At 29.5% G+C, this 13,427-nt stretch carries 10 protein-coding genes; 6 read left to right on the plus strand and 4 right to left on the minus strand.

What is annotated here, in order from left to right; translation table 11 throughout:
• Positions 1-6 precede the first annotated feature (6 nt).
• Together ACY2RW_RS09285 and ACY2RW_RS09290 are read right to left on the minus strand one after the other, a co-directional pair.
• Positions 7-507 carry a gliding motility lipoprotein GldH gene (locus tag ACY2RW_RS09285; protein WP_490122445.1) on the minus strand — a complete coding sequence of 167 codons (501 nt, stop codon included), beginning with the start codon at positions 505-507 and terminating at the stop codon, positions 7-9.
• A complete protein-coding gene (locus ACY2RW_RS09290) occupies positions 482-1,852 on the minus strand; it encodes a PSP1 domain-containing protein (protein ID WP_490122446.1) in 1,371 nt (456 codons plus the stop codon). Before ACY2RW_RS09290 ends, ACY2RW_RS09285 begins: the two co-directional genes overlap by 26 nt.
• A 642-nt stretch (positions 1,853-2,494) precedes the next feature.
• Here ACY2RW_RS09290 and ACY2RW_RS09295 point away from each other — a divergent pair.
• From ACY2RW_RS09295 to ACY2RW_RS09305, 3 genes are read left to right on the plus strand one after another with little or no spacing between them, the layout of a single operon-like run.
• Positions 2,495-2,764 carry a hypothetical protein gene (locus tag ACY2RW_RS09295; RefSeq protein WP_490122447.1) on the plus strand — a complete coding sequence of 90 codons (270 nt, stop codon included), beginning with the start codon at positions 2,495-2,497 and terminating at the stop codon, positions 2,762-2,764.
• Positions 2,765-2,804: 40 nt separating this feature from the next.
• A complete protein-coding gene (locus ACY2RW_RS09300) occupies positions 2,805-3,590 on the plus strand; it encodes a GLPGLI family protein (protein ID WP_490122448.1) in 786 nt (261 codons plus the stop codon).
• Complete coding sequence (locus tag ACY2RW_RS09305) at positions 3,563-6,247, plus strand: carboxypeptidase-like regulatory domain-containing protein (RefSeq protein WP_490122449.1); 2,685 nt, start codon at positions 3,563-3,565, stop codon at positions 6,245-6,247. The genes ACY2RW_RS09300 and ACY2RW_RS09305 overlap by 28 nt, the downstream gene beginning before the upstream one ends.
• Positions 6,248-6,250: 3 nt before the next feature.
• Here ACY2RW_RS09305 and trhO read toward each other — a convergent pair whose 3' ends face one another.
• Positions 6,251-7,282, minus strand: a complete 1,032-nt coding sequence (trhO, locus tag ACY2RW_RS09310) for an oxygen-dependent tRNA uridine(34) hydroxylase TrhO (protein WP_490122450.1) — start codon at positions 7,280-7,282, stop codon at positions 6,251-6,253.
• 227 nt (positions 7,283-7,509) lie between these two features.
• Between trhO and pflB the strand changes: the two genes are divergently transcribed.
• The 3 genes from pflB (at position 7,510) to ACY2RW_RS09325 (ending at position 11,911) form a co-directional block, all read left to right on the plus strand.
• Positions 7,510-9,765: a formate C-acetyltransferase gene (gene pflB / locus ACY2RW_RS09315; protein WP_490122451.1), complete on the plus strand. Its 2,256-nt coding sequence runs from the start codon at positions 7,510-7,512 to the stop codon at positions 9,763-9,765.
• A 152-nt stretch (positions 9,766-9,917) separates the two neighbouring features.
• Positions 9,918-10,640: a pyruvate formate-lyase-activating protein gene (gene pflA, locus ACY2RW_RS09320; RefSeq protein WP_490122452.1), complete on the plus strand. Its 723-nt coding sequence runs from the start codon at positions 9,918-9,920 to the stop codon at positions 10,638-10,640.
• 11 nt (positions 10,641-10,651) lie between these two features.
• On the plus strand, positions 10,652-11,911 hold the full coding sequence (locus tag ACY2RW_RS09325; protein WP_490122453.1) for an L-lactate MFS transporter: 1,260 nt from the start codon (positions 10,652-10,654) through the stop codon (positions 11,909-11,911).
• A gap of 87 nt (positions 11,912-11,998) precedes the next feature.
• Here the strand turns inward: ACY2RW_RS09325 and ACY2RW_RS09330 are convergent, their stop codons facing one another.
• The gene (locus ACY2RW_RS09330) at positions 11,999-13,411 is read right to left on the minus strand and encodes a DUF5689 domain-containing protein (protein WP_490122454.1); all 1,413 of its coding nucleotides are present in this window, start codon (positions 13,409-13,411) and stop codon (positions 11,999-12,001) included.
• Between the last annotated feature and the right edge of the window lie 16 nt (positions 13,412-13,427).

The following is a 13,427-nucleotide window of genomic DNA, read 5'->3' on the forward strand; positions in this document are numbered from 1 at the left end:
TAGAAGCTAATCTAATTTTTCTATACTAAAACCAACATCTTGAATTCCTTTTAAATATTCAATTGGATTCACTTCTCCATTTTTTCGCATTGCATGACGCACACTAAACAGAAATTTACCTTTTGATGGAAATGCTTTCTTTTCTTTGTAAAATAATTTATTCTCTTTAATTTCTGTAAGTCCTGTTCCTAAAAATCTGCCTGTTTCATCTGCCATTAGATATTGCAAAGTATCTACAACTTTTGTTCCATTAGGAAAACTTAACTCTGTTATTAAATACAAATTACTAAACTCATAATCATGATTACTTCTAATATTGATAAACAAATTTTTTGGAGAAATTGAGTCTTTTATATCAAATTGAAACAACACTCTTTCGTTTGCTTTCCAACCTTTACTATCTATAGATTTATATTGATTAAAATCAGTTTTATTATCGCAAGAAAATATCAAAAAAACAGTTAATAAAACAATTGAAAAGTTATTTTTTCTCAGTATTGTTATCATTTTTAGGGTTATTGTTTTTACGATTTCTATTATTATTTCTCCTTGGTTTGTTCTTCTTTTTTACCTCTGCCTGTGGTGAATTTTGGTTTCCATTTGGCTTGGTTTTTTGTTGCTGATTTGGTTGCTTTTTAGCCTGAAGTTTTCTCTTTTGATTTGGTTTTTGCTGTGTGTTATTGGCAGCAACTCCAACAGGTTTTTTCTTGTTTCTATTTCTGTTATTCCTTCTTTTTTTATGGCTTTTAGGAGCATCGAAACGTGTTAAACTATCTTGTCCAACTGCATCTTCGAAATCTACTTTTTCTGGAATTACAACATCAGATTCATATTCTTCTAACGTTGCAGATTTCTCATTATTTTTATTGAGTTCTATTATTTCTAACACTTGTTCTAAAGTAAGTCGAAACCATTTAAAACGTTCTTCTTTGTAAGTATACCAAAGATGATTTTTAAAAATATCCATCTTAACAAAAACTGCCTCTCCTTTCTCTGTTTTTAAAACCAAATCTTGCTTTGGAAAAGGTTTTAAAGCATCTAAATAAGTATCTAACTCAAAGTTTAAACAACATTTTAATTTACCACATTGTCCTGCCAACTTTAACGGATTTAAGGACAATTGTTGGTAACGTGCTGCAGAAGTAGTTACTTTTCTAAAATCTGTTAACCATGTAGAACAACATAATTCTCTACCACAAGAACCTACACCTCCTAATCTGGCTGCTTCTTGTCTTGCGCCTACTTGTTTCATTTCTACACGAATTGAAAACGCGCTTGCCAAATCTCTAATTAACTGTCTAAAATCTACTCTTGCATCTGCAGTATAATAAAATGTAGCTTTGTTTCCATCTCCTTGATATTCTACATCAGACAATTTCATTTGTAAACCCAAACGTCCTAAAATTTCTCTTCCTTTACGCTGTGTTTCTTCTTCTTTTGCTCTTGCTTGTTGCCAAATATCTATATCTCTTTGGCTAGCTTTTCTGTAGATTTTCTTTACATCTTCATGGTCTTCAGTAATTTTGCGCTTTTTCATTTGCACTTTTACCAATTCTCCTGCCAAAGAAACAGTGCCAATATCGTGTCCTGGAGAACCTTCTACAGCAACAATATCTCCCATAGTTATGGGTAAATTATCTGGGTTTTTATAAAAATGTTTTCTTCCGTTTTTAAAACGGACTTCAAAAATATTAAAACGTTCTTGTCCTGAAGGCAATGTCATGTTAGACAACCAATCGAAAACGGCTAGTTTATTACTACCACTTCCACAAGTTCCTGTTCCACAATTTCCATTACTTTTGCAACCTTTTGGTACTCCATTTTCTGTTGTACCACAACTTCCACATGCCATTTAAGTAAATATATTTTAGTTGGTTACTGGTTATTTGTTTTTGGTTGATGGCCTAAAACCAAAAACCTGCAACAAAAAACTACAAACCAATAAAGTTCATAATTTGATTATCAGATTGATATAAACACACAATCTTATCTTCACTAATCTGTAAATATACGCATTCTAAAAGAATGATAAAATAGCTAAATAACAGTTATCTAAATTATTTTGCGTTGTAAGATTATGTAACTAATATACGTTGCAAGTATTATTAATTATTGTGCTTTTTAGAATTTGTAGGTTTTAAATTAGAATTGGTTTTTAATCAAAATTGTTTAAAATACTTTTTTTTGTTAATTTTTAAACTATATGTTATAAAAAAACTCACCGAAAATGGTGAAATTTAATGAGAATTCGAAAAAAGTTTGTGTTTAACTGGCTCTTTCATTTTTTTTTTTATATGTTTAAATGTTTTTAAGTGAAAAACTGATCATTTTTTAGTTAAAAACTTGCTAGCAAAAAGAAGAATGTTTTAAAAATTGCGCACATTCTTTTTTAAAATTTTATTAAGAACTTTAACAAGAAGATATTCTTGTATGACTTTTTGAATGCTACAAATGCGTTCTAACAATTAATTTAATAATTTTTAAAATATTTATAATGAAAAAAATAATATTAATTTTTGCTCTATTTTTTGCAGTTTCAGGAACATTTGCAAATGAAGAAAATAAATCTAATCCTGAAAAAGTAACTACGAAACAATTAAGTAATAAAACTTTAAAGATTACTAATATTTTAGAAGATTGCGTTATAACTACGGAAACAAAAATAGAAATGAATGGCGAACTTGTTGTTGCTTCTGGAACAATCTTAAGGATAGAAGGCATGTCTTGTGATTCGTTTTTCCAAATGATAATGGATGCTTTTTAAAATCAAGCCCGATTTAAAAATCGGGCTAAAATAAATTAGAATGATAATTAAAATAACTAAAGTATTTTTATGCCTGTTTTTAACAAATAACTTTTACAGCCAGATTGGTAAAATAGAATATTACACATTTACAAAAAATACTGTTGATACCACAGCAATAAGAAGCTATCTATTATTTAATCAAAAAGAATCTCTTTTTGTATGGAAATCTTTAAAACAAAATATCGAAAAATCTAAAGAAGCTTCATCAAATGAAAAAAAGAAAGTCAACGTTAAAATAGTTTATAAAGATACTATTGGAACAAGGGTATATAATAATTATAATGATAAAATATTAATTTTAAGAGAACCTATTTTAGATAAAAATTATAAAGTCATTGACAATAAATTTAAATTAAAATGGAAATTAATAGATGAATATAAAAAAATTGGTAGTTTTAATTGTCAAAAAGCAGAAACATTTTTTAGAGGCAGAACTTATCACGCTTGGTTTACTACAAAAATACCTATACCATCAGGACCATGGAAACTTAATGGACTCCCTGGGTTAATTATTGAAGCATACGATAAAAACAGAGAGGTTAATTTTCTTTTTAAAAAATATACTAGTAATAAAAATAATAAAGAATTACTTAGAATCAAAATTGATGAATTTACTATTTCTATGCAAGATTTTGTAGAAAAAAAAGACAAAGAATATCGTAATATAATATCTCAAGCATTACTAAAATTACCAAGAGGGGTTAAAATTATAGAATCAAAATCATTAAAGAGGTCAGGTATTGAACTAAAATATGAATGGGAAGAGGAATTAAAAGAAAACTAAAACTTCTTTACTTATTACTTACTTTAATGCTTTTCCAAAATTTTTGTTTCTCACAAACCCAAATTTATGGTATCATTAAAGACACTAAAAGCAACTTGTTTTCTGTAAGTGTTGTTTTAAAAGACAGCACAAACAACAACATTGTAGATTACACTTATACCTCAAAAAATGGAATTTACCAAATTAGCACTTCAATAAAAGGTAAAATAAACATTACTTTTTCTTCTTTAGGCTACAAAACAAAATCGATTGGTTTTGAAATTACTAATCAAAAAAACATAAAAATAGATGCTATTTTAGAAGAAAAACCTTTTGAACTAAATGAAATTATTATTGAAGCCGAAAAAGACATCAAAATAAAAAAGGACACTATTACTTTTAAAACCAAGTTTTTTGTAAATGGCACAGAACAAACTGTAGAAGACTTGCTTAAAAAAATACCTGGTTTAAATATTGATAGCCAAGGCACTATAAAAGTGGGCAACCAAGAAATAGAAAAATTAATGATTGATGGTGATGATTTGTTTGAAAAAGGGTATAAAATACTTTCTAAAAATATGCCTGCTTACCCAATTGATGAAGTAGAGGTTTTAAAAAGATATTCTAACAATCGTTTATTAAAAGGTGTAGAAGAAAGTAATAAAGTGGCTTTAAATTTAAAATTAGACGAGAAGTCTAAACGTATTTGGTTTGGGAATATAGAAACAAGTATTGGAAACCATAATTGTTATGAGTTAAAAGGAAACTTAATGAATTTTGGCAAGAAAAATAAGTTTTACTTTTTTACAAATCTAAACACAACTGGGTATGATGCTACAGGTGATATTGAAAACTTAATTCGCCCTTATCGTGTAAACCAAACTGCTAGTATAGGAGACAATCAAAGTGTAAATTCACTATTAAATTTATCACCAAATACAAATAATCTTAATTTTAAAGAAAGCAGAACCAACTTTAATAATGCAGAGTTATTGTCTTTAAACGCAATTTTTAACCCAACCAAAAAACTAAAAATTAAAACCTTAGGCTTTTTTAATTGGGATGAAAATGATTTTTCTAAAAATACTATAAATATTGTAAATGCGAATGGCACAAACTTTACAAACTCAGAAAATCATCTACTACAAAACAATAAACGTATCGCTTTTGGTAAATTAGATGTTACTTATAACATTTCTAAAACGAAAATGCTAGAAACTACAACCAAGTATAACAATGGTAATTTTAACGACAATTCCAGCTTATTATTTAATGGTAATTCTACTATAGAAAGTTTACAACATCAAAACACTCTATGGGATCAAAAAATAAGTTACAGCAATAAGTTTAAAGAAAAAAAAGTGTTTTTATTAACAGGGCGTTTTATCAATGAAAAAACACCTCAAAACTACAGTATAAATCAATTCTTTTATCAAGAGTTATTTCCTTCAAATAAAAATGCCAATAATGTAAATCAGCAAAGTACCAACCAAATGCAATTTATTGGTATAAATACACATTTATTAGACCGAAAAGAAAATGGAAACCTATTAGAATTACAAATAGGAAATGAATTTAGAAAAGACAAATTACAGAGCACATTTTCTCTCCTAGAAAATAATACCATTATAAATCAACCAAATGGTTATCAAAACCTAACCAATTATCAAGTAAACGATTTGTACCTTAAAAGTAAGTACCGATTAAAAATTAAAGATTTTGGAATTGTGGGTAAATTAGATCTGCATCAGCTTTTTAATCGTTTAAATAACAACAATACAATGAGTACTCAAAATATAGTATTCATCAACCCAACTATAGGTTTTGATTGGAAAATAAATCATAAAAATAAAATTACTTCTTCTTATGCTTACAATACTACAAATGCAAAAATTATAGATGTGTTTAGTAATTTTGTTTTAACGGGTTTTCGTTCTTTTACTAAAGGAAATGGTAATTTTAACCAGTTAGATGCTTCGAGTGTCTTTGTTAATTATCAACTAGGTAATTGGAGTGATAGGTTTTTTGCCAATACGTTTATTTTGTATAGTAAAAATCACGACTTTTTTTCTACAAATACAATTCTACAACAAAACTTTACACAAACAGAGAAAATACTTATTAAAGACCGAGAATTTATAAGTGTAAATTCTAAATTAGATTATTATTTAAAGTTTATCTCGTCCAACTTGAAAGTAGATTTAGGCTATACAAAAAGTGAATTTAAGAATATTGTAAACAACTCTAATTTAAGGCTTGTAAGGTCTTATAACTATAACTATGGTTTAGAACTTCGTTCTGGTTTTAAAGGAATTTTTAATTACCATATTGGCACAAAATGGACAACAACAGAAATAGAAACTACCATAAACAATTCGTTTACAGATAATGTGAGTTTTTTAGATTTGTCGTTTATTTTTAATGACAAATTAGATGTTCAAATACAATCTGAACGTTACTTTTTTGGAAACCTACAAACCGATAACACCTATTATTTTTTAGATTTTGATGCAAGATATAAAATCTTAGAAAATAAACTGACTTTAGGGATTACTGGTAGAAATCTATTTAATACAGAAAAGTTTAGAAATTTTTCTGTCAGCGATATTGGAAATTCTACCACCGAATATAGACTACTACCAAGATTTGTACTCTTAAAAATGGAATATCGTTTTTAAAAATTACCTCTTAAACTTCAACACTTCACTTCTCCCTTTTTTAAAGATTTTGTTGCTATTGCCTTTGCCTTTTCTCAATTCTTTTTGGGCTTCGTAAGGAAGATGAATAATTTCTTGACAATCTGTAGAGCAGGTATTTTCCATTTTTTCTGAACACTCATCACATTGAATAAACAATAAATGACAAGCTTCATTTGCACAATTGGTATGTGTATCGCAAGCTTTTCCACATTGATGGCAATTAGAAATTACATCGTCTGTAATTTTTTCTGCTCTTCTATGATCAAAAACAAAATTCTTACCAATAAATTTATTTTCAATCCCTTCTGCTTTTACTTGACGAGTGTATTCTATAATTCCGCCTTCTAATTGAAAAACGTTTTTAAAACCCTTGTGCTTGTAATAAGCTGATGCTTTTTCGCAACGAATACCTCCTGTACAATACATTAATAAATTCTTGTCTTCTTTGTTGTCTTTTAAATTTTCTTCAATAATATCTAAAGAATCTCTAAAGGTATCTACATCTGGAGTTACAGCTCCATCAAAATGCCCAATTTCACTCTCATAATGGTTGCGCATATCCACACAAATTGTATCAGGGTTTGCCAACATTTCATTAAATTCTTTCGCATTTAAATGTACACCTTTGTTAGTAACATCAAAAGTATCATCATTTAAACCATCTGCTACAATTTTATTTCTAACTTTAACTTTTAATTTTAAAAAAGATTTATTGTCTTGCTCTATGGCAATATTTAAACGAATATCTTTTAAAAAAGAAATACTGTCTAATTGATCTTTTAAAGCATATAAATTTTCTGATGGTACTGAGAGTTGAGCGTTAATCCCTTCATAAGAAACATAAATTCTACCTAAAACATCTAAAGCATCCCATTCTAAGAATAACTTGTCTCTAAGTAATTGTGGGTTTTCTATCCTGTGGTATTGATAGAATGAAATTGTAAGACGGTCTTTACCAGCCTCATCTATTAATGCAGCGCGTTCTTTTGCGCTTAACTTATTGTACAGTTGCATGCTATACCAATTAAATTAAACTTAAAACTTTTTGCAAATGTAGTTAAATATTTTATAACTAAAACCTACAAGTAAAAAAATATAAGGTATTGATTTTCAATAAAAAACAACTACATCGTTTTCTTAAATATTTTATAAAACCTAACTTTTATCATGTTTTAAAAATTGCTTCAAAAGTAAATTTGTTGTCAAGTAAAAGGATACATAAAAACTTAAAATATAAAGTAATGGAATTAGAGGAAATTACCTTAGAAAAACCACAAGAAAACAACTTTAAAGAAGGGGTTTGGAATACATCTATTAATGTTAGAGATTTCGTTTTCAAAAACATTACTCCTTATTATGGAGATGATACTTTTTTAGTAGGATCTACTCAAAAAACACAAAAACTTTGGGAAGTTTGTAAAGAAGGTATGCAACAAGAAAGACAAAACAATGGTGTACACTCTGTAGATACAGAAACCATTTCTGGTGTTGCAAACTTTGGTGCAGGTTATATAGATAAAGAAAATGAAGTAATTGTTGGTTTACAAACAGATGGTTTGCTAAAAAGAGCGATGAAACCTTTTGGAGGTTACAAAGTAGTTCAAAAAGCGTTAGAAGAGCATGGTTTAAAACCAAGTGAAGATATTAATGAGCTATTTACAAAATATGTAAAAACACATAATGATGGTGTTTTTGATGCCTACAATGCAGAAATAAGAAAATTCCGTTCTTTAGGATTTTTAACTGGTTTACCAGACAATTATGCTCGTGGAAGAATTATTGGAGATTACAGACGTGTGGCTTTATATGGAATTGATAAATTAATCGAAACTAAAAAAGAAGACCTTAACAATATAGAAGGCCCAATGACAGATGCTGTTATTCGTTTAAGAGAAGAAGTTTCTGAGCAAATTAGAGCCTTAAAAGATATGATTACAATGGGTAATCATTATGGGTTAGAATTAAATCGTCCTGCAGAAAATGCACAAGAAGCTGTACAATGGACATATATGGCATATTTAGCTGCTGTAAAAGAGCAAGATGGAGCTGCAATGTCTTTAGGAAATGTGTCTACATTCTTAGATATTTTTATAGAAAAAGACCTTGAAGCTGGTTTAATTACAGAAGATGAAGCTCAAGAATATATTGATCAGTTTGTGATGAAATTAAGAATGGTTCGTCACTTAAGAATGGCTGCTTATGATGAAATTTTTGCTGGAGACCCAACTTGGGTAACAGAAGCAATTGGTGGAATGTTAAATGATGGTAGAACAAAAGTTACCAAAACTGCGTATCGTTTTTTAAATACTTTATACAACTTAGGACCATCACCAGAACCAAATATTACTGTGCTTTGGTCTCCAACTTTACCGCAAAATTTTAAAAATTTCTGTGCAAAAGTTTCTATTGATACGTCTTCAATTCAGTTTGAAAATGATGATTTGATGCGAGAGTTAAGAGGTTCTGATGATTATGGAATTGCTTGTTGTGTTTCTTACCAAGAAATAGGGAAACAAATTCAGTTTTTCGGAGCAAGAACCAACTTAGCCAAAACATTATTATTAGCTATTAATGGTGGTAAATGTGAAATTACAGGAACGCAAATGGTAGATGGTATAGAACCTTGTAATTGTGAAGTTTTAGACTTTGACAAAGTGATGAAAAACTTTAAAATAGCAATGACCAAAGTAGCAAAAGTGTACAATGATGCTATGAACATCATCCATTATATGCACGATAAATATTACTACGAAAAAGCACAAATGGCATTAATTGATACCAATCCTCAAGTAAATATTGCTTATGGTATTGCAGGTTTATCTATTGTTGCAGACTCTTTATCAGCTATAAAATACGCAAAAGTAAAACCAATTAGAAACGAACAAGGTTTAACTGTAGATTTTAAAATTGAAGGTGAATTCCCTAAATATGGAAATGATGATGATAGCGTAGATATTTTCGCTCATAATGCTGTAGAAGACTTTAATAACGAGTTAAAAAAGTTAAAAGTATACAAAGATGCAGAACCAACCATGTCTGTATTAACCATTACTTCTAATGTAGTGTATGGTAAGAAAACAGGAGCTACTCCAGATGGAAGAGCTTTAGGTGTTCCTTTTGCTCCAGGTGCAAACCCAATGCATGGGCGAGATACTAATGGTGCAATTGCTTCTCTAAACTCAGTTGCCAAGATAGATTATAAAGATTCTCAAGACGGAATCTCTAATACATTTTCAATTGTCCCAAAATCTTTAGGTTCAAATCAAGAAGACAGAATAGACAATTTAGTTGCTGCTTTAAATGGTTATTTTGAGCATGGAGCACAACACTTAAATGTAAATGTATTAGACAAAGAAACTTTATTAGATGCCATGGATCATCCAGAAAATCATCCTCAATTAACGATTAGAGTTTCTGGATATGCAGTTAATTTTATCCGATTAACAAAAGAACAACAAATGGAAGTTATTTCGCGTTCGTTCCACGAATCTATGTAGTCTTTTTATGTATTTCTCAAGGGATTCAAAAATTAGAATTAACTCTTTATAGAGTTTGCTTTTCAAAAGAAGAAGCTCAATAAATATTTTTTGAATCCCTTTCTTTTCAATTTAAATTTTACATTATCAAAATAAAAGAGAACATATTAAATGTGCATTCTATCGAGTCTTTTGGCACACATGATGGTCCAGGAATTCGATTAGTCATTTTTTTGCAAGGTTGTAAATTAAAGTGCCAATATTGCCACAATCCAGATACTATAGATACTCATGGAGGAGAGGAATATCATATTGAAGATTTGGTAAAAAAAGCAGTAAATATGAAATCTTACTTTGGCAATAAAGGCGGAGTTACAGTTTCTGGTGGAGAGCCAGTTTTACAAGCTCACAATCTTATCCCCTTTTTTAAAAGGCTAAAAGAAGAAGGTATTCATACCAATTTAGATACCAATGGTAGAATTTTAAACCATCCTGTTAAAGAGTTGTTAGATGAATATACAGATTTGGTGATGTTAGATATTAAACACATGACAGAAGAAGGTTTTCAGAAAATTACGGGAGTACAAAACAAAGAAACCACATTCAACTTTGCAAAATATAGAGAAGCATCAGGTAAAAAAATGTGGTTGCGTTATGTGTTAATTCCTGGAATTACAAACACTCCTGAATTACTACATCAATTAGGAGATTATTTTAAAGATTACAAAACTATAGAACAAATAGAGCTGCAACCTTACCATAAATTAGGTATCCATAAATGGGATGCTTTGGGTTGGGAATATGAGTTAAAAGATGTTAGAGAAAACACCCAAAAGGAATTAGATGAAGCAGCTAATATATTGAGTAACTATTTTCAGAAAGTAAAAATTAACTAAAGAATTTTATTATGAATTCAAAAAAAATAAAAAACAGATGGCTTATTGCAGCATCAGCAGTAGGAATCCATATTTCTATTGGCTCTGTATATGCTTATTCTGTAATGACAAACCCTGTAAAAGATGTTTTTGAAGTAGAAGGAAGTGTTATTAAATGGGCATTTAAAATCGCTATTTTATTATTAGGTTTATCTGCAGCATTTTTAGGAAGATGGGTAGAAAAAGTAGGTCCAAAAATTAGTGGAACTACAGCAGGAATTTTTTACGGAGTAGGAATTTTAGGCTCTGGATTAGCAGTCCAAATCGAATCTTTATGGCTATTCTACTTATGTTATGGTGTTATTGGCGGAATTGGTTTAGGTTTAGGATATATTACACCTGTAAGTACTTTAGTAAAATGGTTTCCAGACAGACGTGGTTTGGCAACAGGAATGGCAATTATGGGTTTTGGTTTTGCTGCTTTAATTTTTGGGCCAGTAATGGCAAAATTATTTGAAACAGTTGGTGTTTCTAATGCGTTTTATGTATTAGGAGTTATTTATATGGTATTGATTTTATCATCTGCAAGATATATAGAAAGACCTCCTGCAGATTATGTTCCTGAAGGATTTAGTACAGAAGAAGGAAAAACTATCAAAGAAGATATTTCTAATGTTACTGCAAATGAATCTTTAAAATCACCTCGCTTTTATTACATCTGGATTATGATGTTTATAAACATTGCTTGTGGAATTGCAATTATATCTGCAGCAAGTCCAATGATGCAAGAAAAGTTAGACTATACCCCTATGCAAGCAGCAGCCATTGTTGGTTTTATTGGAGTTTTTAATGGTTTAGGTAGAATAACTTGGTCTACATTGTCTGATTATTTAGGACGTGCAAATACCTTTATCATCTTTTTTGCTTTTCAAATTTTAGCCTTTTATTTCTTGCCAAAAATTGGAATAGAAAGTGTTTTCTTAATTATACTTTTTACTGTAATTACAATGTATGGAGGTGGTTTTGCAATGCTACCTGCCTTTTTAGGCGATTTATTTGGTACCAAACAATTAGGCGCAATCCATGGAATGGTTTTAGCTGCTTGGGGATTAGCAGGAGTTATTGGCCCAACTATTTACGATATGGTTAAAGAACAAACAGGTTCTTTAGATACAACTCTTATGATTTTCGCTGGATTATTTATAGTCGCTTTAATTGTATCTATTTTGATGAAAGTATCCATCACAAAATCAGAAAAGTTGAAAAAACTGAAATTAAGCATGGCTGCTTAGTCTATAATTCTAATATAATTAAAAAAGCCACCAAGAATTTATAGGATCTTGGTGGCTTTTATTAGCTTTTTAAATAAAATATTAAAGTTATTTAGCCAATACTTTAAAGTCGTCAACCATATAAGCGCCATCTAAAGTTGTATCTGTTCCAGAACCAGTATATTTAAATGCTACATATAAATTTCCTGAAAAAGAAGAAACATCTACTAAGCCAGCGTCTTTAAATTGATACCAAGAATCTGCTTGTGTAGGTAAATTTACACTAACAGTTTGCCAAGTTGCAGCAGTTACGTTTGTACCATCAAAATCTGTAGAAACTAAAACTTCTAATGTATTTTGATCTGATTCTAAATGGTGTTGTGCCAACTGGAAATTAACAAAAACGCTAGTTCCTGCACTTAAATCTATTTTAGGAGAAATTAACCAACCTACATTTACTGCATCATTTGTTTTAAATCCACTAAATTCTGCATATCCATTTCCTCTAAAAATTTGCTCTGTCCATAATTCTTTTCCTGTTTCTGCAAAGTTGGTCCAATTTGGAAAATTAAAATTAGAATTGTCTGTACCAGAATCAAAATTTTCTTCATAAACAACTGAGAAATCTTTAATATCTAAAGGAGTACATCTACCTCCATCCATTTTAACATCTTTTACATCATTTAAAGCCAAAACAATATCACTACCATTAAATGTTTTTGCAACAACACCTGCAATAGAACCTCCTCCTGAAGGAATTCCATTACTTTTAAAACTGGCAAATGCACTAGTTTCTAAAATAAAGTTTGTATAACCAAAACCTTCGCAAGACTCTAAAGTTCTTTTTGTATCAAACCTATCATTAGGATCTACAAAAGGCTTACCAGCTAAAGCTGTAGGAAATTGAGCATCGTTTACTTGAACAAATAAACCAACATGACTATTGTTTATTGCTGAAAATTTAACCACTAAAGGAACAATTGTTTCTGTATTTTTTGCTCTTAAAATTTGTTTTTCAACTTGATTTAAAGACAAATTTTCTACTTCATTATCTACATTTCCACTACCACCAATTGTTACAATACCATCTCCAGAACGAACTTCTCCAATATACAATCCTTTTAAGTTGATGTAAATTTCTCTACCAAAATTAAATTTATTGTAAGAGTCTGTAAGCTCTAAAGCTACTCTTATTGCAGTTGTAGGATTTTCTGCTTTATCTTGAATAAAAAATTCTTTGTAAAAGTTACCTGTTTCATCTGATGATGATACATATCCTTTTACAACAAAATCTGCTGTAATTTCTGTTGCTACATTAGAAACAAAAAGGTCTTTTACTTGTTGTACTGTTTTTAACTCTATTGTATTTGCAGATACACCTTCTAATAATTTATTTAAAGCTGCGTTTTCTTCAGCTCCTAAACTTTCTGGAACTGTAAAATCTCCATCTTCTACACAAGAGGTAAAAGATATGCTAGCTACTAAAGCTAGTAAAATAATGATGAATTTATTTGTTTTCATATTCGTTTAATTTATA

Source organism: Polaribacter sp. 2305UL8-11, assembly GCF_058147165.1.

Coding starts and splice junctions, on each gene's coding strand:
- ACY2RW_RS09285 (WP_490122445.1), bottom strand. CDS start 507: ATGATAACAATACTGAGAAAAAATAACTTTTCAATTGTTTTATTAACT.
- ACY2RW_RS09290 (WP_490122446.1), bottom strand. CDS start 1,852: ATGGCATGTGGAAGTTGTGGTACAACAGAAAATGGAGTACCAAAAGGT.
- ACY2RW_RS09295 (WP_490122447.1), top strand. CDS start 2,495: ATGAAAAAAATAATATTAATTTTTGCTCTATTTTTTGCAGTTTCAGGA.
- ACY2RW_RS09300 (WP_490122448.1), top strand. CDS start 2,805: ATGATAATTAAAATAACTAAAGTATTTTTATGCCTGTTTTTAACAAAT.
- ACY2RW_RS09305 (WP_490122449.1), top strand. CDS start 3,563: ATGGGAAGAGGAATTAAAAGAAAACTAAAACTTCTTTACTTATTACTT.
- trhO (WP_490122450.1), bottom strand. CDS start 7,282: ATGCAACTGTACAATAAGTTAAGCGCAAAAGAACGCGCTGCATTAATA.
- pflB (WP_490122451.1), top strand. CDS start 7,510: ATGGAATTAGAGGAAATTACCTTAGAAAAACCACAAGAAAACAACTTT.
- ACY2RW_RS09325 (WP_490122453.1), top strand. CDS start 10,652: ATGAATTCAAAAAAAATAAAAAACAGATGGCTTATTGCAGCATCAGCA.
- ACY2RW_RS09330 (WP_490122454.1), bottom strand. CDS start 13,411: ATGAAAACAAATAAATTCATCATTATTTTACTAGCTTTAGTAGCTAGC.